Source organism: Streptosporangium sp. NPDC087985, assembly GCF_044741965.1.
Lineage (GTDB): Bacteria > Actinomycetota > Actinomycetes > Streptosporangiales > Streptosporangiaceae > Streptosporangium.
This window is the reverse complement of the sequence record NZ_JBIUTQ010000005.1, coordinates 273,097-293,281: the sequence shown is the minus strand read 5'-3', so window position 1 is coordinate 293,281 and position 20,185 is coordinate 273,097. Positions and strand designations below refer to the sequence as shown.

Below are 20,185 nucleotides of genomic sequence, written 5' to 3'. Positions count from 1 at the left end.
TGAGGATCTTGATTTTCGGGATCTTGAGAAGGGACCTCATGTGCCTCAGACGGATGCGGCCTCCCAGACGAACCCGTCTGGGTCGGTGAAGGGCCCGGCATCGCTGCCGATCATGATCCGGTGTGATCCGGTGCCCTCCTGGGAGACGCCGGTGTCCTTGGCGAGGGCGCGGCGCGGGTAGAGCGCCAGCGTGACGGTCGACGACGGGGTGTCGAACTCGACGTACTTGCCGCCGAAGCTCTTGGCCACGGCCAGGCCGCGGTCGACGTAGAACCGCTTGCTCGCCTTGACGTCCGCCACTCCCAACAGGAGCGCGACCTGGTCGATGTGCCGGGCGGCAGGGCCGGTGTCCTTCTTCTTTGAGGTCGCGATCTTGCAGATCGTCCCATCCGGGGCGCGTACGACGCCGCCGTAGCCCCAGACCCCCTTCGTGGCGGGCTTCAGCGTCGTGGCGCCGGCGTCGAGGGCGGCGCCGATGAGGGCGTCAACATTGCCCGGCTGGGACACCACGAGCGACAGCGCGAACCCACGGAAGCCGGTCGTTGGCGCATCCGAGGCGCGTACGTTCACGTAAGAGCCCAGACCGAAGGCGTTGTAGAAGGCGTCCGCGGCCATGGGGTCGGGAACTTCCAGGGTGACGGATTCGAAGGAGGTCATGGCAGGTCCTTTGAGCGAGGTGGGTTCGTCGTCTTGTCGGCGGCCGCTACGCGGCGGGTATGGCAGGGGCAGGTCGGCGCTCACCGGTCCTGGATCAGCCCGAGGACGTTGCCATCGGGGTCGGTGACGGTGGCCACCAGGCGGCCGCCACCGACCTCGTGCGCGGCCTCCTTCACGGTGGCCCCGGCGGCGGTCACCTCGGCCAGCTTCGCCTCGATGTCTTTCACGTGCCAGTAGGCCACCGGCGAGGTCATGCCCTGCGGTCCACCGTCCGGCACCAGTCCGATGTGCTGGCCCTCGGCATCGAAGCCGACGTAGTAGGACGAGTCGGTCTGCGGCGGGATACCGAGCAGGGCCGCATACACCGCCTTGGCCTTGGCCAGGTCGGACACGGGGTGCAGCACGGTCTTGATTCCCTGGGTGGAAGAGCCGGTCATGGTCACTCCTGTAGTCGTGGGTCACATCGACCCGCTGTGTACGTATGCACAGCTTTTCTTCCGGCCCAGCGGGTCCGCATCCGTGGTGATCACGGAACCCGACCACGGATCGACGGCACGGATCGCGCACGGTGGCCATTGCGGATGGGGTGCGGAGGGGATGCGGCAAACTGGGGCAGTGGTGACAGGAGTGGAGATCTCGCCTCGGGAAGCCGAGGTGCTGGAACTGGTCGGGGCCCATCTCAGCAACGCCGAGATCGCGGCACGGCTGTGCATCTCGGTGCGTACCGTGGAGAGTCACGTCTCCTCGCTGCTGCGCAAGCTGGAGGTGCCGGATCGGCGGGCGCTCGCCCAGCGCGCGCCCGAGCCGGCCGGCGCCGCTCCGTCGCATCCGGCACCGGTTCTGCCGGCCCCGCTGACCTCGTTCGTCGGCCGGGTGAGCGAGCGGGCCGAGCTGGCCGAGATGATCAAGGCACACCGTCAGGTGACCGCGGTCGGTCCCGGCGGAGTGGGCAAGACCCGGCTGGCGTTGGCGGTGGCCGCGGAAGCGGCCGACGAGTACTCCGACGGGGTGTGGTTCGTCGACCTGGTTCCGGTCACCGATCCGGACCTGATCGCCACTGCGGTCGCCGGGGCGGTCGGCCTCGGTGAGCAGCCCGGCCGTGACATGACCGAATCCGTGGTCGCCGCGCTGGCCGACCGCCATGCGCTGTTGGTGCTGGACAACTGCGAGCAAGTGGTGGACGGGGTGGCGCTGCTTCTCGAGCGGCTGCTGGCGACGTGCCCTCGGATGACGGTGCTGGCGACCAGCCGGGCACGGCTGATGGTGCCGTTCGAACGGGTGTATCCGGTCCCGCCGCTGTCGCTGCCCGTTGATGGTGAGTCCGACGCGGTCGCGTTGTTCATGGAGCGGGCGGCGGCGGTGGGCCAGTCGCTGGATCCTGCACTGCGAGACCAGATCGCCTCGATCTGTGAGCGGCTGGATGGGATGGCGCTGGCGATCGAGCTGGCCGCCGTCCGGTGTTCCACGCTCGGGCTGGACGGCATCACCGCCGCCCTGTCCCACCCGCTGCGGATGCTGACCGGCGGCTCTCGTGCCGATGAGCGGCACCGTTCGGTGCGGGGGGCGCTGGACTGGAGCCACGCTTTGCTGGAGCCGGCCGACCGGGCGCTGCTTCGCCAGGTGTCGGTGTTCGTGGCGCCGTTCACCGCCATGGCGGCGGCGGAGGTAGCCGGGGGCGAGGAAGGCATTGTCGCCGAGGGACTGGCCCGGCTGGCCGAACAGAGCCTGCTGGTGGTGACGGCGTCCCCGGGTGGGACGGAGTACCGGGCGTTGGAGACCATCCGCCAGTACGGGGTGGAGCGGCTGTCCGAGGCCGGTGAGCTGGTCGACGCTCGATCCCGCCACGTTCGCTGGTGCCTGGCCAAGGTCGCCGAGCTGTCGGTGGCACGGGAGGACTGGCGGGCCCGGTTCGACGCGGCGGCGGACGATCTGCGTGCGGCCCTGGCGTGGGCTGCCGACCAGCCGGAACAGCGCACGGACGCGTACCGCCTCGCCTGGGGCCTGGCGGAGCTGACCTTCATCCGTAACCTGATCGGCGAGTCCCAGGGGCGCTATGAGCAGGCCGCCGCGCTCGCCGACGACCCCGCCGCCGGCGCGTCGATGCTCCGACATGCCGCGGCCGTGGCCGGCTGCCGGATGCATGGTGATGACATGTACCGCCTGCACCGCGCGGCCGCGGACGCCGCCCGCCGGTCCGGCGACACCGCCGGCGCCGCCTGTGACCTGGCGACCGCCGCCGCCAACGCCTACCGGTTCTCCGGCAAGTTCGTAAGGAAGCTGCCACAGGAAGAGGCGATCGCGCTCATCACCCAGGCGCGGGAGCTGGCCGGCGACGACCCTGCCGCCCAGGCCGCGGTGGCGCTGGCCGAGGCTGGGCGGGCGCTCACCGAGATCGGTGCCGCACCGGGCCTGAACGACAACGCGGTTCCCATGACGATCGCACGCGCCGAACGAGCGGTCGAACTCGCTCACCGCACGGGTGACCCGCTCGCCGAGTCCGCCGCGCTCGATACGCTCACCTGCGCCCAGAGCTGGGCCGGTGACACGTTCGCCGCCGCCGGCACGGCCCGGCGCCGGATCACGCTGCTCTTGTCCACATCGGATACCCCGGCCGGTACCCACGAGCTGATCGAGGCGCTCGGCGAGGCCACCGAGGCCAGCCTCGGCACCGGCGACCTGCCGGGTGCCCGCCGGTGGGCACGGCAACTCGCGGATCATCCCTTGCTGGTGGAAGTCGGCCACCGTGCCACGGGCTGGCTCCTTGTGGCCGACGCGTTAGCGGGCAACGTCGAGGAGATACTCACCGGCAGCGTCCGGTTCCTCGACGCGTGGCAGCAGGCCGGCAGCCCCGCCAGGTCCGTCCTCGGCCCGCCGGCGGCCGCAGTGGCGACGATCCACGGCCTACGCGACGACCAGGATGCCTGGCGCGAATGGAGCGCGGTCCTGAATCAGCTCGACCCCTCACCGGGGAATACCTACGGCTACGGGGCGATCTTCGACGCGATGCTCCTGCTCCACCGTGGGCAGGCACCGCAGGCGCTGGAGCGGCTGGCGCCTGAGCCCGGCGAGGTGTGGCAATGGGTCACCTGGATCTGGCTTCACTGGTACGTGGCGCTGCGCGCCGAAACTGCCGTGCTCGCCAGGAGCTCCGATGCCGGCGACCGTCTGGCCGAGGCTCGGACCGTCGTGGCCGGCAACCCGGTCGCCACTGCCATCGTGGAGCGGGCCCAAGCGCTGCTCGACAATGACCAGGAGCGGTTGCTCGCCACGGCAGATGCGTTCGACACCGCCGGCTGCCGCTATCAGTCGGCGCGGACCCTGGTGCTCGCCGGTGGCGACCACGCCGCCCGCGGCGCGGCCGCGCTGGCCGGTCTCGGCTTCGCCCCGATGGCCCTGCCCCGACACCCATGACGACCTCAGAGTGATAGTCGCCGAGCAGGATCCACCAGATCAAACTCGGCGACTATCACTCGCCCGGTTGGCGCAGGTTGCGGCCGTGTGGTGTCAGGTGTACCCCACACCGCCCCGGCATCGGTCTCGAAGTGCAGCGTGGAGACGTCATACAGCACCAGGCTGGCCGGGCCCAGCCGGGCGCGCGCCGCACGCCTTTCCGCCAGCGCGCCGCTCCATTGGTGGCTTAGACAACCGACGATCATCAGGGGTCGCGTTTGTCATCTCCATACCGGGGGTGCCCTCAACGACCCGCCCGCCCCAGCGGCGCGATCGTCTCACCAGCCGAGAACGCTTGAGCCCTGGGCCCGATCCACCGCCGGTTCATCAGCCCAAAAGGGCTGGTTATCCGGCCAAGGCTGTATGACGGGCCGTTAGTCGAAGTCGCCGTTCTTGATGCTGTTGACGAAGGTGGTCCACTGGCCGGGGGTGAGGATGAGGGCGGGACCGTTGCGGTCCTTGCTGTCGCGTACGGCCTGGCGGCCACCGGAGAGCCCCGCGATTTCGACGCAGTCGCTTCCGTCGTCGCCGGAGAGGGTTGATTTGCGCCAGCGGGCGTTGCCGAGTTCCTGGGTCAGGTCGTCCATTTCTGCATCGACTCCTTGATCATGCCGAGTGACTCGTACCGGGACAGGGCGTCCACTCGGATCAGGTCATATCGGAATTCTAGCCTTTTTATCTCTTCATTCCGCTCGCTTACTCGGTCCCCGATGGTCTGGGAATCGATGTAGGCCACGGAGGGTCTGCTTCTCGGCATGTCCGCGACGGTGAATCCGCCCAGCAGGCCGACCACGCTGCGCGCACTGTAGGGGAGCACCTGGAGGGAGATCCGCGGGCTCTCCGCCACCTCAAGGAGGTGCTGGAACTGGTCTTTCATCACTGCCGAGTCGGCGATGGGCCGCTGCAGGACGCTCTCGTCCAGGACGACCCAGAGCATCGGAGGCTTTGGCCGCCGGAGAATGCTCTGCCGGTCGATCCGGGCCGCGACGTTCTCCTCCACCTGCTGGGCGGTGATGCCGGGGTTACGGCTGAGGATGGCTCGCGCGTAGTCCTCGGTCTGGAGGAGGCCGGGAACTATCAGTGGTCCCCAGATGCACAGGGACTCTGCCGTGCGCTCGAACTCCAGCCAGGGGCGGAACCAGCGGGGGATCTGGGCGGCGGCGCGTTCCAGGCGGTCCAGCAGGTCGACGAGCGCCGTCCCCAGGCCGAGGGTGTCGTCGATCTTGCAGGCCAGGTCTCTGTTGGGGGCGCGGTGGCCGTTCTCCAACATGCTCAGCTGGCTGATGGAGAGATGGATCGCCGTGCAGAGCTTTTTCTGGGTAAATCCCGACATAATTCGGCACTTGCGCAATTCAAGGCCGAATTGAATACGCGTGGACGTGTACGGGTCCGGTTCTGGGGTGGGGTCTGAATTCGGGCATGGGTCCAGGTCCTGGTCCAAGTCCAGATCTGGGGGGATGTTCATTGAAAGCTCCTCTCGCTGCTCTGAGGGGTGCTTGTTCATTGTCCTGTGCGGCCGTATGGCGGCGCCAGTGGTTCACATAACTGTGAACCCAGAGTGAATCTGGATTAACTGCCTCGACGCTTCATTGTTTGGGACGGTACGAGGGCCAGGCCAGAGCCATGGCGGTGTCCCAGTCGACGGCTCAAGCACAGAACAGACCGGCCGAATTAAGTCGGGAGAGGCAAATCGATGAATCCGGAGACGTTTAGCGAGATATGTCTGATCAGTAGTCCCGAATCGGCTGCGCGGGCGCGGGACGAGGTCCGTAAATGGCTCGGGGAGAATCACCCCGCCTACGAGAACGCGCGGCTGGCCGTATCGGAATTGGTGACCAACGCGGTTCAGCACGCCTCCCACGGGATCGGGTACCCCGTTGACCCGCTGACCGTCCGGCTGGTGCCGGTGGACGGCGACATGCTGCGCATAGAGGTCATGGACCGGGGCTGGGCCACCGAGGAGCCCCGCATTCCGGTGGAGCCGGTGTTCGATCTCGCGGAGGGCGGCCGGGGGCTGGCGATCGTCAGCCTCATCTCCGGCGGGAACTGGGGCTACCGCTCGCACGGGCCGGGTCTCGGCCGGACCGTCTGGTGCGAGATCCCCGCCGGCCCGCCATGTTCCGGAGGCCCCTCCTCGGAAACGTCCGAGATCCCCGCCGGCCCGCCGTCTCCCGAAGAGCCCCTCCTGGACATATCCGATCTCCTCACCGGTTCCGGGTGAGGTGACTGACCCGGCCCCGCCCGCTGCGGGAGCCGTACAGACCGCCCCCGGCGGGAAGCCACGGCACGTGGTCGTCTTCCCCACGACCCCCCGATACGTGCCCGCTCCCCACCCCCGTTGGAGCGCCCCGCCGGGGGCTTTTCCACGTCGTCGTCAGATGGACGGGGCCTGGCGCAGTGCCGTTGCCGCCTCCTGGAGGGCGTCCAGGAGGGGGATGAGCAGCGGGTGCCGTTCCGCGCCTCGGCGTACGGCGGCGAAGACGCGCCGTTCGGGGCCTGCGACCGGGCGGATCACCACACCGGACAGATCCGTCCCGCGCAGGGCCAGCCGGGGCACCATCGCCACGCCGGCTCCTGCTCCGGCCAGCGCGACCACCGCGCTGAAGTTGTCGGAAGAGTGCGCGAACTCGGGGGTGAACCCGGCGTGTTCGCAGGCCAGTGCGATCACGTCGTGGCAGGGGTTGCCCGGGTAGGGGCCGATCCATGTCTCGCCCGCCAGATCCGCGACCGCCACCCCGCCTTGGGCGAGGGGGTGGTCGCTGGGGAGCACCACGTCGAACGGTTCGGAGTAGAGCGGGATGCGGGACAGGCGCCGGTCGTCCTCGGCGGGGGCGCCGCGATACTCCACGGCGACGGCGACGTCCACCGCGCCGTCCAGGACCATGGTGAGGCTCTGGTCGCCCTCGGCGTCCAGGATCCGCACCTGGATGCCCGGCTCCTTGTCCCGGAGCGTGCCCACCGCCGGGGCCACGACCAGGCCGATCGCGGTGGCGAAGGAGGCCACCTTCACCTCGCCCGCCGTACCCGTCGTGTAGGCGGCGATGTCGGCTCCGGCCCGCTCCAGCTGGGCGAGCACCTCGTTGGCGTGACCGAGCAGGATCCGGCCGACGGAGGTCAGCCGCACACCCCGGCCGTCACGTTCCAGCAGCCGGTGGCCCACCTCGTGCTCCAGGGCGACGAGCTGCTGGGAGACCGCGGAAGGTGTCAGATAGAGCGCGGCGGCCGCGGCGGTGACCGTCCGATGGTCGGCTACCGCGCGCAGGGTCCTGAGCCGCCGCGTGTCTATCACCCTTCCATTCTCACCGAGGTCACCTTCTGACCGAGCCAGAGGTCACCTTTCGGCCGGGCCGAAGGTCACTTCCTGGCGGCGATGAAGGCGTCCACGGCGCGGTCGACGTCCTCGGTGGAGTGCGCGGCCGAGAGCTGGACCCGGATCCGGGCCTGGCCGTGCGGGACCACGGGGTAGGAGAACCCGATCACGTAGATGCCCTGCTCCAGCAGGCGGTCGGCCATCGCGGCGGCCTCGGCGGCGTCGCCGATCATCACTGGGGCGATGGGGTGGTCGCCGGGCAGGATGTCGAACCCGGCCTCGGTCATCCTGGTGCGGAACCGCTCGGTGTTGGCGCGCAGCCGCTCGCGGGCCTCGCTGGAGCCGCTGATCAGGTCGAGGATGCGCAGCGAGGCGGCGGCGATCACCGGGGCGAGCGAGTTGGAGAACAGGTAGGGGCGGGAGCGCTGGCGGAGCAGCTCGCAGATCTCCCTGCGGGCCGCCACGTAGCCGCCACTGGCCCCGCCGAGCGCCTTGCCGAGCGTGCCGGTGATGATGTCGACCCGGTCCATCACGCCGTGCAGCTCGGGGGTGCCCCGGCCGTTCGGGCCGACGAAGCCGACCGCGTGCGAGTCGTCCACCATGACCATGGCGTCGTAGCGCTCGGCCAGGTCGCAGATCTCGTCCAGCGGTGCGACGTAGCCGTCCATGGAGAAGACGCCGTCGGTGACGATCAGCCTGCGCCGGGCGTCGGCCGACTCCTTGAGCCTGGCCTCCAGTTCGGCCATGTCGCGGTTGGCGTAGCGCAGGCGGCGGGCCTTGGACAGGCGGATGCCGTCGATGATGCTCGCGTGGTTGAGCGCGTCGGAGATCACCGCGTCGCGGTCGTCGAGCAGCGTCTCGAACACGCCGCCGTTGGCGTCGAAGCACGAGCTGTACAGGACCGTGTCCTCCTGGCCGAGGAAGTCCGACAGCCGCGCCTCCAGCTCCTTGTGCACCTCCTGGGTGCCGCAGATGAAGCGGACGGACGCCATGCCGAAGCCCCAGCGGTCCAGGGCCTCCTTGGCGGCGGCCACGACCTCGGGGTGGTCGGCCAGGCCCAGGTAGTTGTTGGCGCAGAAGTTCAGCACCTCGCCGCCGCCGGCGACGGCGATGTCGGCGCGCTGCGGGGTGGTGATGACCCGCTCGGGCTTGAGCAGCCCGGCGGACGCGATCTCGTCGAGGGTGGCGCGCAGGTCGGCGCGGACGTTGTCGAACATCAGGCGGTCCAATCCAGAATGATCTTGCCGGTCTTGCCGCTGGCCGCGGTGTCGAAGGCCGCGTCGAAGTCGCGGTAGGAGAAGCGGTCGGTGATGACGGGGGAGAGGTCGAGGCCCTTCTCCAGGAGCACGGACATGGCGTACCAGGTCTCGTACATCTCGCGGCCGTAGATGCCCTTGAGCGTGAGCATCGAGGTCACGACCGTGGCGAAGTCGACCGCGAACTCCTCGGCGGGCAGCCCGAGCATGGCGATCTTGCCGCCGTGCGTCATGTTGGCGATCATGTCGCGGAGCGCCTGCGGGTGCCCGGACATCTCCAGCCCCACGTCGAAGCCCTCGCGCATGCCCAGCTCGCGCAGGCCGTCCGCGACGGACCTCTCGGCGACGTTCAGGGCCAGGGTGACCCCGAGCTTGCGGGCCAGGTCCAGCCGTTCGGGGCTGACGTCGGTGATGACCACGTTGCGGGCGCCCACGTGCGTGGCCACCGCGGCGGCCATCAGCCCGATCGGCCCGGCCCCGCTGATCAGCACGTCCTCGCCGACCATCGGGAACGCCAGCGCGGTGTGTACGGCGTTGCCGAACGGATCGAAGATCGCGGCGACGTCGAGGTCCACCGCCACCCGGTGCACCCAGACGTTGGAGGCCGGGAGCGTCACGTACTCGGCGAAGGCGCCGTCCCGGTTGACACCCAGCCCGATCGTGTTGCGGCACAGGTGCCGCCGCCCGGCCATGCAGTTGCGGCACTTCCCGCAGACGATGTGCCCCTCACCGCTGACCAGGTCACCGGCCGCGATGTCCTCCACCCCGGGCGCCACCTCGACGACCTCGCCGCAGAACTCGTGCCCGATGATGAGCGGCGTCCGCAGGGTCTGCTGCGCCCACGCATCGAAATTCCTGATGTGCAGATCCGTCCCGCAGATCCCGGTCCGCAGCACCTTGATCAGTACTTCTCCGGGTCCGACGACCGGTTCCGGCACGTCCGTCAACCACAGGCCGGGCTCGGCCTTCTCCTTGACCAGCGCTTTCATCACAGATCCCCCCTCAGATACGACCTTACGCACTGTGCCCGGTCGGCTCCGAAGGTGTCCATCGCGGTTTTCTTAACCCCGCCCACAGCGCTGCTTCACGCTTGGCCAGAACGCCCGGCCAGGTCGCCTTTGATCGTGTGATCAGGCGCCCGGCCAGAACGCCCGGCCCGGGCGCCCGCGGAGTCCGGGGCGCCCGGCCGTACGGGGTCAGCGGTCAGGGGATGGTGCGGTGGCGGTTCTGCTGCAGGTCGGCGAGCGGGTCGGCTGTGGCGGCGGCGGAACCGAGCTGGCGGGGGCCCAGGTCGGCCTCGGCGGCCTCGGCGACGGCCTCGGCCGCGGCCTTCTCCGCCTGGGCCGTCTCGTGGGCGGTGGCCTCGCTGATCGCGGGGGCCTCCCGGGTGGCCGACGACTGGGGCAGCGCCTCGGTGAAGGCCCTGGAGACACTCTGGAGGGCGGAGGTGACCTCGCTGGGGATCACCCAGAAGGTGTTGCCCTGGCCCTTGGCGAGCTCCGGCAGCACCTGCAGATACTGGTAGGCCAGCAGCTTGGGGTCGGGGTCGTTGCGGTGGACCGCCTGGAAGACCTCGTCGATGGCCTGGGACTGGCCCTGGGCCTTGAGGATCGCGGCGCTCCGGTCACCCTCGGCGCGCAGGATCGCGCTCTGCTTGTCACCCTCGGCGGTGAGGATCTGGGACTGGCGCTGGCCCTCGGCGTTGAGGATCGCGGCGCGCTTGTCACGCTCGGCGCGCATCTGCTTCTCCATCGCCTCCTTGATGCTCTTCGGCGGGTCGATGGCCTTGATCTCCACCCGGTTGACCCTGATGCCCCACTTGCCGGTCGCCTCGTCGAGCACGCCCCGGAGCTGGCTGTTGATCGTGTCACGCGAGGTCAGCGTCATCTCCAGGTCCAGCGAGCCGACGACGTTACGCAGCGTGGTGACCGTGAGCTGCTCGACGGCCTGGATGTAGTTGGCGATCTCGTAGGCGGCCGCGCGGGGGTCGGTGACCTGGAAGTACAGAACCGTGTCGATCTCAACGACCAGGTTGTCCTCGGTGATCACCGGCTGCGGCTGGAAGGAGACCACCTGCTCGCGGAGGTCGATCATCGAGTAGACCCGGTCGATGTACGGGATCACGAAGTTAAGGCCGGGCTTGAGCGTGCTGTGGTAGCGGCCGAGCCGCTCCACGTTGCGGGCCCGGGCCTGCGGCACGATGCGCACTGAGCGGACCACGGTCAACGCGGCGAACAGGACTATGAGCAGGACGACGATCAGCAATGCATCCATGTCACTCCCGGGGATATACGAGCGCGGTGGCGCCCTCGATCTCGATGACGTCGACGGTTGCCCCTATGGGGATCACCAGTGTCTCGTCATAAGCCCTGGCGGACCACTCCTCGCCGCCGATCCGCACCCGGCCTTCCCTGCCGGTCACCTCACGCACGACATAGGCGGGCTTGCCGACGAGTGCCTGGATCCCGAACCGCTTGCCGGAGGACGCCTGCCTGAGCTGGCGCCTGGCGATGGGCCGGACCACGGCCACCCCCGCGGCGAGGGTGGCCGCGAACACCACGAGCTGGAGGGGGACCGGCAGGCCGAGACCGGCGGCGACGGCGGCGAACAGGGCGGCGGCGCCGAGCATGCCGAGAGCGGTGGTCAGAGTGAAGATCTCGGCGACTCCCAGCACGACCGCCAGAATCAACCAGATCACCCAGTCGTCCATGCTCGGCCCTCCTACATTGTCAAACGGGGTAGGCGCTCGGGAGGTTCCTCTCTCTCATACCGTATGCCGTTATTTCACGGAGTGTCAGAGACTTGCCGCCGGTCTGTCGTCATCCGGGAAACGCCCGTCGGAGCGGGGGATCGAGCCGCTATCTCGCGGCCAGGATGGTCCCCGACACCTCGCCCAGGGTGATCACGGTCCCGCCGGGACCGGGAGCGGACGCGGTGATCGTGACGGTGTCGCCGTCCTCCAGGAAGGACCTGGACGAGCCGTCGGGCAGCTTGAGCGGCTCGGTGCCGTTCCAGGTCAGTTCGATCAGCGAGCCCCGCTCGCCCGGCTCGGAGCCGGAGACCGTGCCGCTGGCGTAGAGGTCGCCGGTGCGCAGGCGGGCGCCGTTGACGGTCATGTGGGCGAGCATCTGGTCGGGCGTCCAGTACATGCCCCGGTACGGCGGGCGGGAGACGACCTCGCCGTTCAGTGCGACCTCCAGGGTCAGGTCGAGCCCCCACGGCTCCTGGCGGCGCAGGTAGTCCAGCGGCTCGGGCTCCTGCTCCCGGCCCGGGACGCGGGCCTCCGACAGGGCCGCGAGCGGGGTGATCCACGGCGACATCGAGGTGGCGAAGGACTTGCCGAGGAACGGGCCCAGCGGCACGTACTCCCACGCCTGGATGTCCCGGGCGCTCCAGTCGTTGACCAGCGTCACGCCGAACACGTGGTCTTCGAACCGGCCGGCCCGCTCGCCGAGGGCGGTCGGCGCGCCGACCACGAACCCGAGCTCCGCCTCGATGTCCAGCTTGGCCGAGGGGCCGAAGACCCCGGCGCCGCGCTGCCCGGACGGCCGGACGATCGGGGTGCCGGACGTCACGACGGTCCCGGCCCGGCCGTGGTAGCCGACCGGCAGGTGCCGCCAGTTCGGCTTCAGCGGCTCCTCGTCGGGGCGGAACATCCGGCCGAGGTTGGAGGCGTGCTCCAGCGAGCAGTAGAAGTCGACGTAGTCGGCCACCTCGATCGGCAGGTGCAGGGTGACCTGCTCCAGCGGGATCAGATGCGCCTCGATCGCGGTCGGGTCGGTGCGCAGCTTGTTCTGGATCACTGTCCGGGTGTCCTGCCACGCGGCCGAGCCTCTGGCCATGAAGGCGTTGAGCGATCCGGTGGCGAACACCTCGTCGTGCAGGGCCCCGGCGAGGTCGACCACGTGCTCGCCGTACCGCACGCCGACGCGCGGAATCTCCCCCTCCCGCTGTGAGAAGACTCCGTAGGGCAGGTGCTCCAGGCCCCAAGACATCACGCGTTCTCCTCTGTGCCGGCGACCGTGCCGGTGTCCGTGTCGGTGGTCGTTTCGATGGTCGTGTCGATGGTCGTGTCGGTGGCCGGTGCGCCGTCCCCGAGCGGTCGTCCGCCCGCGTTTCCGGTGCGCCACCCGGTGATCAGGCCGAGGGCCTGCAGGTCCTCGATCGGGGTGCTCGTGCTGCATGAGCCGTACGACACCAGCAGTCTGCGGGCGCGCTCGGCGGTGCCGTCCGGTACGGCCTGCGCCAGCCGTACCAGCTCGCCCACGTCGGTGGTCTTCAGCACCGGCACCGGGTCCCCGCCCTCCACCGCCGCGCAGACCGCGAGGACCAGGTTGAGGAAGCCGTGCCGGTCGGCGCCCAGCGCCGGGTGGAAGTGGCGGACCGCGTTGTGCAGTCCGGCGGTCGCCTTGAACGGGATGCCGTGTCCGGCGCAGTAGGCGATGAAGGAGCCCAGCTCGTGGGCGGTGGGGAAGGCCGCCGCGGTCAGCCCGCCGCATCTGATCTTCAGTCCGACTCCGGGCGGCACGTCCAGGGGCAGCTGGGCGGCGGTGACCTCGACGAACTGGCGGGCGGGGATGTCCAGGGCGACGGCCCGGCCGCCCGGCACCTCGACCAGCTCGACGGTGAGGTCGTCGAGCGGCGGGACGTCCGGGGTGTCGAGGATCAACCCGAGCCTGATCGGGAAATCCAGGTGGGCTCGGAGTTCCGGCAGGCGGCTGGCCAGGCAGAGGAAGCGGTGGGTGAGCACCGGGCTGCCCCCGGCCAGGTCGGCCCGGTGCCGCCGGAGCGCCTCGGCCATCGGCAGTCCGGTCGGCGGGAACAGCCCGGCGTCGTCGACGAGGCCGTGGAAGAGCCTCTCCGGTCCGGTGTCGGGAGAGGACGTCACCGGTCCCGGGTCGCTGTGGGACGGGGTCATCGGGCCCAGGTCCACGCGTAGGCGGGGTCCTCGACCGACAGACCGGCGGGACCCAGGTCGAGCGGGCGGAAGGTGTCGACCATCACGGCCAGCTCGCTCGTCTGGGTGTGCCCCTGCCGTACCGCCTCGATGACGGCCTCGACGGCGCCCGGCTGCGGGCCGTGGGTGAACCCGGCCGGGTGCAGCGAGATCGAGCCGACGTCGATGCCCGAGCCCTTGCGCGCGGTGTAGTCGCCGCCCGCGTAGAACATCAGCTCGTCGGAGTCGACGTTGTGGTGGTTGTAGGGGATCGGTACGGCGTCGGGGTGGAAGTCCAGCGGCCGGGGGCAGAACGAGCAGATCACGAAGTTCGGGCCCTCGAAGGTCTGGTGCACCGGCGGCGGGGCGTGGGTCCGCTTCACGATGGGCTCGAAGTCGTTGATGTTGAACGCGTACGGGTAGAGGCAGCCGTCCCAGCCGACCACGTCGAAGGGGTGGTTGCGGTAGACCAGCCGGGTCAGCCCGCCGCGCGTGCGGACCAGCACCGGCACCTCCTCGCCCTCGACGGTCAGCGGCTCCTGCGGGGTGCGCAGGTCACGCTCGCAGTAGGGGGCGTGCTCCAGGAACTGGCCGTGCTTGGACAGGTAGCGCTTGGGCGGCCGGATGTGCCCCGCCGCCTCGATGGTGAAGGCCGTGACGCGGCCCTGCGGGACCCAGCGGTGGATCGTCCCGGTCGGGATGACGACGTAGTCGCCCTCGCCGGCCTCGATCACGCCGTAGGTCGACTCGAACCTGACCCGGCCGCTCGCGACGTAGACGCACTCGTCGCCCATGGAGTTGCGGTAGAGCTCGCTGGGAGTCTCGCTCGCCGCGTACGACATGCGGACGTCGGCGTTGCCCGCCAGCAGCCCGCGCCCGGTCACCAGGTCGCCGCCCACCGGCAGGTCCTGGGTGCGGAAGTGACGCGGAGACAGCGGCAGGTTGGGGGTCAGCACCGAGGCCGTCAGGGGCTCGACCGCCTCGGCCTTGATGATCGCCGTGGGGAGATGGCGGTGGTAGAGCAGGGACGAGTCGCTGGAGAACCCCTCCTCGCCCATCAGCTCCTCGGCGTACAGCCCACCGTCGGGCCGCCGGAACTGCACGTGGCGCTTGCGGGGAATCTCCCCGACGGCGCGGTAGTACGGCATCCGCTTCTCCCAAGTTCGTCCGATTAACGGACATTAACGTCCTTTATACGAACAACCATCTGCCACTCGGGAAGTGATGTCAACCGCGGGCGGATGGTTGACGGCCTGAGCGGGGCCGGCGCCGGTGGTGCGGCCGGGGCGTCAGGCCCGGCCCGGAGCGAGGCCGTCGAAGGCGACGGGGAGGTGGCGGGGGCCGCGCAGGACCGGGTTCTGCCGGTAGGGGGGCGGGTCCTCCACGAGCACGGGGTTGGCCAGGCGGCGGGCGAGCTCGGTCAGCGCGAGCTGCGCCTCCAGCCGGGCCAGGGGCGCGCCGAAGCAGTAGTGGATGCCGCTGCCGAAGCCGAGATGCTGGTTGTCCCGGCGTCCGGGGTCGAACCGGTCGGGGTCGCGGAAACGTCTGGGGTCGCGGTTGCCGGCGGCCAGGACGAGCCAGATGGGCGCGCCCTCGGGGATGACGGTGCCGGCGATGTCGATGTCGGCCAGGGCGGTGCGCTGGGGAAGGAGCTGCACCGGAGGCTCGTAGCGCAGCAGTTCCTCCACGAGCGGGACGGCCAGGTCGGGGTCCTCGCGCAGCCGCCCGAGGCTCTCCGGGTGACGCAGCAGGGTGAGCATCCCGTTGGTGATGAGGTTGACGGTGGTCTCGTGGCCGGCGACGAGCAGCAGGACGGCGGTGACGACCAGCTCCATCGGCGACATCTGCCCGTCGGGGCCGTGGTCGCGGGCCAGCGCGGAGAGCATGTCGTCACCGGGGGCGCGACGGTGCTCCTCGATGAGCCCGGCGAGGTAGGCGCCCATCTCCGACCGGGCCTGCTGGGCGGCGCGCTGCCGCTCGGCGGGCCCCTCCGCGGGATTGGGATCGAGGGCGGAGACGATCGCCTCGGACCAGGCGTGGAAACGCGCCTCGTCCTGGTGGGGCACCCCGAGGAGCTTGCAGATCACCATCACGGGGAAGGGATAGGCGAAGTCCTCGACGATGTCGACCTGGTCCCTCCCCTGGAAGTCGTCGATCAGGCCGGAGACCATCCGGGCGAGCTCGCCGCGCATGTCGAAGATCCGCCTGGGGCTTTTCGGCGGCCCGAACGGACGCGTCGCCAGGCGGCGCAGCCGGTCGTGCTCGGGCGGATCGAGCCTGATGAAGCTGACCGGCAGGCCCGTGTCCTCCTCCGGGGCAAGGGCGTCGCCCGCCCGCGGGGTGCGGTTGCGCACGTCGGAGCTGATCCGCGGGTCGTGCAGCAGGCTGAGGATCTCCCAGTAGGTACTGACGGTGTAGACACCGTCGTCCTGCCGTGCCACCGGCGTCCTGCGGAGCTCGGCGTACAGGGGGTAGGGATCGGCGCGGTTGGCGTAGTCGGTGATCTGGTTCAGCAGGGTGCCCGAGGTCATGGCGGAGTCCTTCAACGTGGTCGGCGGGGGCGCTCGTCAGGCAGGGGCCGGGGTGAAGGTGATCCGTCGCTCGCTGGGCGCGTAGCCGCTCAGCGTGACGGTGGGCCCGTGGCTGGGCAGGGCGGGGTCCGGGAAGTCGGCCGGGACCGGCCGTATCCCCCCGGGACGCCGGTCGACGCCTGCGAAGTCCGGCGGGAACGGCGCGGCCGATTCGATCCGCTCGCGGTAGAAGTCGATCCATCGGGCGTGGTCGAAGGTGACCGCGGCGATGACGCGGCCCTGGAAACCGTAGGCCGCGGCGAAGCGGCGCTCGGCGAGCGATCCCTGGGCGACGACGAGCTGGTCGCCCATTGTCGGTACGCCGACGGACTTGATGTTCACCCCGAACTGGGCGGACCAGAAGGCCGGCACCCACAGGTGCGGGCGGCGGTCGGGCCCGTCGCTGATCATGTTGTGGGCGGCGACCTCGGCCTGCGCGACCGCGTTGCCCCAGTGCTCCAGGGACAGGAACTGGTAGGCGAAGAGCGGGTGCGGGGAACGGGCGACGTCACCGGCGACGAAGATGTCGTCGGTGACGATGCCGTGGACGTCGAAGGCCCGGCACCCGGCGTCGCAGCCGACCCCCCGGGGGCCGGCGCCGAGCCCGGAACCCGCGAGCCACTCGGTGTTGCGTATCGCACCGAGCGCGATCACCGCCACGTCGACGTCGAGCGCGGTGCCGTCGGACAGGTGGGCGCGTCTGAGCCGTCCGGCCGGGTCGCCTTCGAGCGCGGTGACCGTGATGCAGCAGCGCAGGTCGACCCCGTGCCCGCGCTGCAGTTCCGCCGCGACCCCGCCGATGACGCCCCCGAGCGCGCCCACGAGCGGGGCCGGGCCGCGCTCGGCGACCGTGACCTCCAGGCCCCGTTCGCGGCAGGCGGAGGCGACCTCGGAGCCGGTGAACCCGGCGCCGACGACGAGCACCCGGCGGGGCCGGCCGGACAGCCGCCGGTCCAGTCGGGCGGCGTCGTCGGCGGTACGCAGGACGAAGACGCCGTCAAGGTCAGCCTCCGCGTCCCTGGGCCACGGCCGCGCCCGGGTGCCGGTCGCGATCAGCAGGCGGTCGAACCCGACCTCCTGCCCGTCGGCCAGGCGGACCCGCTTCTCGGTCAGGTCCAGCCCGGTGGCCGCGACCCCGAGCCGCCACTCCGCGTCGATCGCGCGGCGCCGGGGAAGGGCGGTGCCGTCCGCCGGGACCTTGCCGATCAGGACCTGCTTGGACAGCGGCGGCCGGTCGTAGGGCTCATGCGGCTCATCGCCGATCATGGTCAGCGACCCCGTGAAGCCTTCCTCGCGTAGCGTCTCGGCGGCCCGCAGGCCCGCCAGGGAGGCGCCGACGACGACCACACGGCCTTGGCGCCGGAACGCCTTCGCCGACCCGTCAACGGCCACGGACGTCCGCCCCCTCCGCCTTGTCGACGCGGTCGACGAGGATGGCCTGGACGGGGCACGCCGCCGCGGCCCTCATGACCTGCTCGCGCTGCGTCTCGTCGGGGCCGGGGTCGTACATCAGGGCCTCCTCGCCGTGCATGATGAAGACATCCGGCGCCAGGAAGGCGCACTGCGCGTATCCCTGGCACCGGTTGAGATCGACGACGAGCCTCATGAAAAACCCTGTCCCTCCGAGGATTCGATCATCAGGTGCTGTTCAGCGTAAGTCGTTGACCAGGGCAGACGTCATCCGGAATCGCCGTGTTGCGCCATTTGGCGGGATCTTTGCCGGTCTCCTCCCCGGCGGTGGGAGACCGGCCGGCGGAGAGCAACACCCGGTAGCACGCCGAGGCCGTCACGGACGGGGTCAGGACAGGGCGGCGGCCAGTTCGGCGGCGGCGGTCGCCACGCGGGGGCCGATGACCTCGGGGGCGAGGGGCGTGAAGGCGACCACTCCCACGGAGGCTTCGAGCCAGGGGACGCCGGGGACGGGGGCGGCGATGCCCCGCGCGCCCTCCTGGAGCTGGCCTTCGGTGATCACGTACTCGGTGCGGCCCCGGCGCAGGGCGAGGATCGCCAGACCGGCGGCGCCCCGGGTGAGCGGGTGGCGGGAACCTTCGCGGTAGGCGACGTGCATGTCCGTCCAGGAGGGTTCGACCACCGCCATCGCCAGGCCGTCGTCCCCCTCGGCGACGGTGAGGTGCGCGGTCGCGCCGACCTCCTCGGCGAGCCTGCGCAGGGTGGGCAGGGCGCCCTCGCGGAGCAGGGGCTGGACGGCGCGGGCCAGGACGAGGACGCCGAAACCGAGATGGACGCGCCCGTCGCCGTCCCGGCGGACGAAGCCCTCGCTCTGGAGGGTGGTGATCAGGCGATAGACCGCCGGGCGGCTCAGTTCCAGCTCGGCCGCGAGCTCGGTGGGCGTACGGCCGGGACGGCCGTCGGCGAGCAGGCGGAGCAGGCGGAGGCCGCGTTCCAACGTCTGCGACGACTCGGCCGGCATCAGGGCACCTGCTGAAGTGTGAGCATGCCTCCGATTATCCGGAGTCTGACGATTTCCTGTCAGTCCCTGTTCGAGCGGCGGTGATCTAGGTAGAGTGCGGAGACCGTTTTGGCTGGCTTTACCGGGGAGTTTCAAGACATGAGATCCACTCTGCGGCGGGCCCTCGCCGTCGGTGCCATGCTCACGGTCGTCGGTGCCGTGACGCCTGCGGTCGCCGCCTACTCACAGGACGACCCTCGTAGCTGCAACGACCTGATGGGTGCCGACACTCCGGCGTTCGTCGTGTGCCACTGGCTGGCCAAGCCGGAGGAGGCCCTCAACGTCGCGATGTTCTGGATGGCCAACGACAACGCCAACCTCAAGGAGGCGGAGCCGATGGAGGGGCACTTCCTCGACTGCTCCGCCGCCGGGAGCGCCTGTCCCGACCTGGAGGGTGACGACACCGCCAGAGACGAGAACTCCCCGGCCCCCGGGGACGCCGAGGACGGGGGGACGCCCGAATGCGAGCCCGGCCAGCAGTGCTCGATCGACGGGACCGGGGAGGGCGGCGACGGCACGCAGAGAGGGCTCGAGCCGGGCAGCGCAGGCGTGGACGCCAGAACGGCGGCCATGCAGAACTTCACCCCGACCGCGCAGGACGTCGCCGCGGCGGCGCAGACCCCCGCCGGACAGGCGGTCATCGCCGCGAAGGCCACCGGGGTCCGGGTCTGGCTCGACACCGAGCTGGCCGACGACTGGAAGGCGGGCGCCGAGAGCTTCGCCACGGCCGTCAGGCGGGTCGGCGCGCTGGCCGCGCGGCCGGAGGTGGCCGGGATCCGCTTCACCTCGCAGCTGGGCTACAACGCGACGTTCAAGACGGACGGCGAGATCACCGCTTTCGTCACCGCCGCGTCGGACGCGCTGCGTCAGGCGGCTCCCGGCAAGCGGCTGGGTGTGCACACGGTCGTGCCCGAGTTCGCCTGCGGCGTGGACGAGGCCTGCAAGACCGAGATGCGTAAGCGCCACCCGCTGGTCGCCTCGGAGAAGGTGGAATCCCTGCTGAGCACCGACCGCGTCGACCAGCTCTCCCTGGACACCGGCCTGCTGTACGGCGGTTACGAGGCCTGGCAGATCAACGCTGAGAAGGCCCAGCACAACCAGTGGATCCAGGTCCGCGCCCGCTCGTGGGACGTGCTGGCCCAGATCGCTGCCGAGGAGACCGGCCTGGTCGGCCAGGTCACGCCCGAGCAGGTCGCCGCCCGGGCGTCCACGGCCGTCATGGACGGCGCCGCCCAGCAGGTGAACCTCTGGACCCGCGTCCAGGACGCCCAGGGCGCGGTGAACCGGCTGACCGCCTGGGATGAGCTGAAGAAGCTCACCCCGATCAAGCGCCGCCTGGCCGCCGTCTACAACCCGACCACCCCCGAGGTGGACGTGACCACCGACCTCAAGAAGATCGCCGAGGCCTTCAGTCAGGTCTATCTCACCACCGCCTGACCTCGACGCCCCTTCCTGGAAGGCCCGCGTGGAAGGGCCCGCAGGGAAGGCCGGCGTGGAAGGCCCGCGCCCCGTTCACCGGGGCGCGGGCCGTTCCGT

Annotated in this window: 19 protein-coding genes; 3 read left to right on the top strand and 16 right to left on the bottom strand. The window is 70.4% G+C overall.

Features of this window, described 5'->3' with window-relative positions:
- Positions 1 to 45: 45 nt before the first annotated feature.
- Together ACIN94_RS14495 and ACIN94_RS14490 are read right to left on the bottom strand one after the other, a co-directional pair.
- Entirely contained in the window at positions 46 to 657 is a 612-nt protein-coding gene (locus tag ACIN94_RS14495) for a glyoxalase (protein WP_400704915.1), read from the bottom strand.
- Between the two features lie 80 nt (positions 658 to 737).
- Positions 738 to 1,094, bottom strand: coding sequence for a VOC family protein (locus tag ACIN94_RS14490; RefSeq protein ID WP_400704912.1), 357 nt, complete (start codon positions 1,092 to 1,094; stop codon positions 738 to 740).
- Between the two features lie 178 nt (positions 1,095 to 1,272).
- Here ACIN94_RS14490 and ACIN94_RS14485 point away from each other — a divergent pair, with 178 nt between their 5' ends.
- A complete protein-coding gene (locus ACIN94_RS14485) occupies positions 1,273 to 4,068 on the top strand; it encodes an ATP-binding protein (RefSeq protein ID WP_400704909.1) in 2,796 nt (931 codons plus the stop codon).
- Between the two features lie 413 nt (positions 4,069 to 4,481).
- Here ACIN94_RS14485 and ACIN94_RS14480 read toward each other — a convergent pair whose 3' ends face one another.
- Positions 4,482 to 4,694 (bottom strand): DUF397 domain-containing protein, encoded by a 213-nt coding sequence (locus ACIN94_RS14480; protein WP_400704906.1) that lies wholly within the window; start codon positions 4,692 to 4,694, stop codon positions 4,482 to 4,484.
- A complete protein-coding gene (locus tag ACIN94_RS14475; RefSeq protein ID WP_400704903.1) occupies positions 4,682 to 5,572 on the bottom strand; it encodes a helix-turn-helix domain-containing protein in 891 nt (296 codons plus the stop codon). The genes ACIN94_RS14480 and ACIN94_RS14475 overlap by 13 nt, the downstream gene beginning before the upstream one ends.
- A gap of 228 nt (positions 5,573 to 5,800) precedes the next feature.
- Here ACIN94_RS14475 and ACIN94_RS14470 point away from each other — a divergent pair, with 228 nt between their 5' ends.
- Positions 5,801 to 6,328 (top strand): ATP-binding protein, encoded by a 528-nt coding sequence (locus ACIN94_RS14470; protein WP_400704900.1) that lies wholly within the window; start codon positions 5,801 to 5,803, stop codon positions 6,326 to 6,328.
- A gap of 153 nt (positions 6,329 to 6,481) precedes the next feature.
- Here the strand turns inward: ACIN94_RS14470 and ACIN94_RS14465 are convergent, their stop codons facing one another.
- The 12 genes from ACIN94_RS14465 to ACIN94_RS14410 form a co-directional block, all read right to left on the bottom strand.
- The gene (locus tag ACIN94_RS14465; RefSeq protein WP_400704897.1) at positions 6,482 to 7,396 is read right to left on the bottom strand and encodes a LysR family transcriptional regulator; all 915 of its coding nucleotides are present in this window, start codon (positions 7,394 to 7,396) and stop codon (positions 6,482 to 6,484) included.
- A gap of 65 nt (positions 7,397 to 7,461) precedes the next feature.
- Positions 7,462 to 8,634, bottom strand: a complete 1,173-nt coding sequence (locus tag ACIN94_RS14460) for a glycine C-acetyltransferase (RefSeq protein WP_400705094.1) — start codon at positions 8,632 to 8,634, stop codon at positions 7,462 to 7,464.
- Positions 8,634 to 9,662 carry an L-threonine 3-dehydrogenase gene (tdh, locus tag ACIN94_RS14455; RefSeq protein WP_400704894.1) on the bottom strand — a complete coding sequence of 343 codons (1,029 nt, stop codon included), beginning with the start codon at positions 9,660 to 9,662 and terminating at the stop codon, positions 8,634 to 8,636. The genes ACIN94_RS14460 and tdh overlap by 1 nt, the downstream gene beginning before the upstream one ends.
- Before the next feature lie 214 nt (positions 9,663 to 9,876).
- Positions 9,877 to 10,947, bottom strand: coding sequence for an SPFH domain-containing protein (locus tag ACIN94_RS14450; RefSeq protein ID WP_400704891.1), 1,071 nt, complete (start codon positions 10,945 to 10,947; stop codon positions 9,877 to 9,879).
- A 1-nt stretch (position 10,948) separates the two neighbouring features.
- Positions 10,949 to 11,383 (bottom strand): NfeD family protein, encoded by a 435-nt coding sequence (locus tag ACIN94_RS14445; RefSeq protein WP_400704888.1) that lies wholly within the window; start codon positions 11,381 to 11,383, stop codon positions 10,949 to 10,951.
- A 148-nt stretch (positions 11,384 to 11,531) separates the two neighbouring features.
- Positions 11,532 to 12,668: a fumarylacetoacetase gene (gene fahA, locus ACIN94_RS14440; RefSeq protein WP_400705091.1), complete on the bottom strand. Its 1,137-nt coding sequence runs from the start codon at positions 12,666 to 12,668 to the stop codon at positions 11,532 to 11,534.
- Positions 12,668 to 13,591, bottom strand: coding sequence for a hypothetical protein (locus ACIN94_RS14435; RefSeq protein ID WP_400704885.1), 924 nt, complete (start codon positions 13,589 to 13,591; stop codon positions 12,668 to 12,670). The genes fahA and ACIN94_RS14435 overlap by 1 nt, the downstream gene beginning before the upstream one ends.
- Positions 13,588 to 14,757, bottom strand: a complete 1,170-nt coding sequence (locus ACIN94_RS14430) for a homogentisate 1,2-dioxygenase (protein ID WP_400704882.1) — start codon at positions 14,755 to 14,757, stop codon at positions 13,588 to 13,590. The genes ACIN94_RS14435 and ACIN94_RS14430 overlap by 4 nt, the downstream gene beginning before the upstream one ends.
- Before the next feature lie 141 nt (positions 14,758 to 14,898).
- Positions 14,899 to 16,140 (bottom strand): cytochrome P450, encoded by a 1,242-nt coding sequence (locus tag ACIN94_RS14425; RefSeq protein ID WP_400704879.1) that lies wholly within the window; start codon positions 16,138 to 16,140, stop codon positions 14,899 to 14,901.
- Between the two features lie 36 nt (positions 16,141 to 16,176).
- Positions 16,177 to 17,571, bottom strand: coding sequence for an NAD(P)/FAD-dependent oxidoreductase (locus ACIN94_RS14420; RefSeq protein WP_400704876.1), 1,395 nt, complete (start codon positions 17,569 to 17,571; stop codon positions 16,177 to 16,179).
- On the bottom strand, positions 17,561 to 17,785 hold the full coding sequence (locus tag ACIN94_RS14415) for a ferredoxin (protein ID WP_400704873.1): 225 nt from the start codon (positions 17,783 to 17,785) through the stop codon (positions 17,561 to 17,563). The genes ACIN94_RS14420 and ACIN94_RS14415 overlap by 11 nt, the downstream gene beginning before the upstream one ends.
- A gap of 192 nt (positions 17,786 to 17,977) precedes the next feature.
- Complete coding sequence (locus ACIN94_RS14410; RefSeq protein ID WP_400704870.1) at positions 17,978 to 18,610, bottom strand: IclR family transcriptional regulator; 633 nt, start codon at positions 18,608 to 18,610, stop codon at positions 17,978 to 17,980.
- A gap of 138 nt (positions 18,611 to 18,748) precedes the next feature.
- Between ACIN94_RS14410 and ACIN94_RS14405 the strand changes: the two genes are divergently transcribed.
- Positions 18,749 to 20,086, top strand: a complete 1,338-nt coding sequence (locus ACIN94_RS14405; protein ID WP_400704868.1) for a hypothetical protein — start codon at positions 18,749 to 18,751, stop codon at positions 20,084 to 20,086.
- Positions 20,087 to 20,185: the final 99 nt, after the last annotated feature.

Excerpts from the sequence above, each read along its gene's own strand:
- ACIN94_RS14430 (WP_400704882.1), bottom strand. The coding sequence starts at position 14,757 with ATGCCGTACTACCGCGCCGTCGGGGAGATTCCCCGCAAGCGCCACGTG.
- ACIN94_RS14490 (WP_400704912.1), bottom strand. The coding sequence starts at position 1,094 with ATGACCGGCTCTTCCACCCAGGGAATCAAGACCGTGCTGCACCCCGTG.
- ACIN94_RS14435 (WP_400704885.1), bottom strand. The coding sequence starts at position 13,591 with ATGACCCCGTCCCACAGCGACCCGGGACCGGTGACGTCCTCTCCCGAC.
- ACIN94_RS14480 (WP_400704906.1), bottom strand. The coding sequence starts at position 4,694 with ATGGACGACCTGACCCAGGAACTCGGCAACGCCCGCTGGCGCAAATCA.
- tdh (WP_400704894.1), bottom strand. The coding sequence starts at position 9,662 with ATGAAAGCGCTGGTCAAGGAGAAGGCCGAGCCCGGCCTGTGGTTGACG.
- ACIN94_RS14475 (WP_400704903.1), bottom strand. The coding sequence starts at position 5,572 with ATGAACATCCCCCCAGATCTGGACTTGGACCAGGACCTGGACCCATGC.
- ACIN94_RS14415 (WP_400704873.1), bottom strand. The coding sequence starts at position 17,785 with ATGAGGCTCGTCGTCGATCTCAACCGGTGCCAGGGATACGCGCAGTGC.
- ACIN94_RS14410 (WP_400704870.1), bottom strand. The coding sequence starts at position 18,610 with ATGCCGGCCGAGTCGTCGCAGACGTTGGAACGCGGCCTCCGCCTGCTC.
- ACIN94_RS14445 (WP_400704888.1), bottom strand. The coding sequence starts at position 11,383 with ATGGACGACTGGGTGATCTGGTTGATTCTGGCGGTCGTGCTGGGAGTC.
- ACIN94_RS14450 (WP_400704891.1), bottom strand. The coding sequence starts at position 10,947 with ATGGATGCATTGCTGATCGTCGTCCTGCTCATAGTCCTGTTCGCCGCG.
- ACIN94_RS14405 (WP_400704868.1), top strand. The coding sequence starts at position 18,749 with ATGAGATCCACTCTGCGGCGGGCCCTCGCCGTCGGTGCCATGCTCACG.
- ACIN94_RS14425 (WP_400704879.1), bottom strand. The coding sequence starts at position 16,140 with ATGACCTCGGGCACCCTGCTGAACCAGATCACCGACTACGCCAACCGC.
- fahA (WP_400705091.1), bottom strand. The coding sequence starts at position 12,668 with ATGTCTTGGGGCCTGGAGCACCTGCCCTACGGAGTCTTCTCACAGCGG.
- ACIN94_RS14495 (WP_400704915.1), bottom strand. The coding sequence starts at position 657 with ATGACCTCCTTCGAATCCGTCACCCTGGAAGTTCCCGACCCCATGGCC.
- ACIN94_RS14470 (WP_400704900.1), top strand. The coding sequence starts at position 5,801 with ATGAATCCGGAGACGTTTAGCGAGATATGTCTGATCAGTAGTCCCGAA.
- ACIN94_RS14460 (WP_400705094.1), bottom strand. The coding sequence starts at position 8,634 with ATGTTCGACAACGTCCGCGCCGACCTGCGCGCCACCCTCGACGAGATC.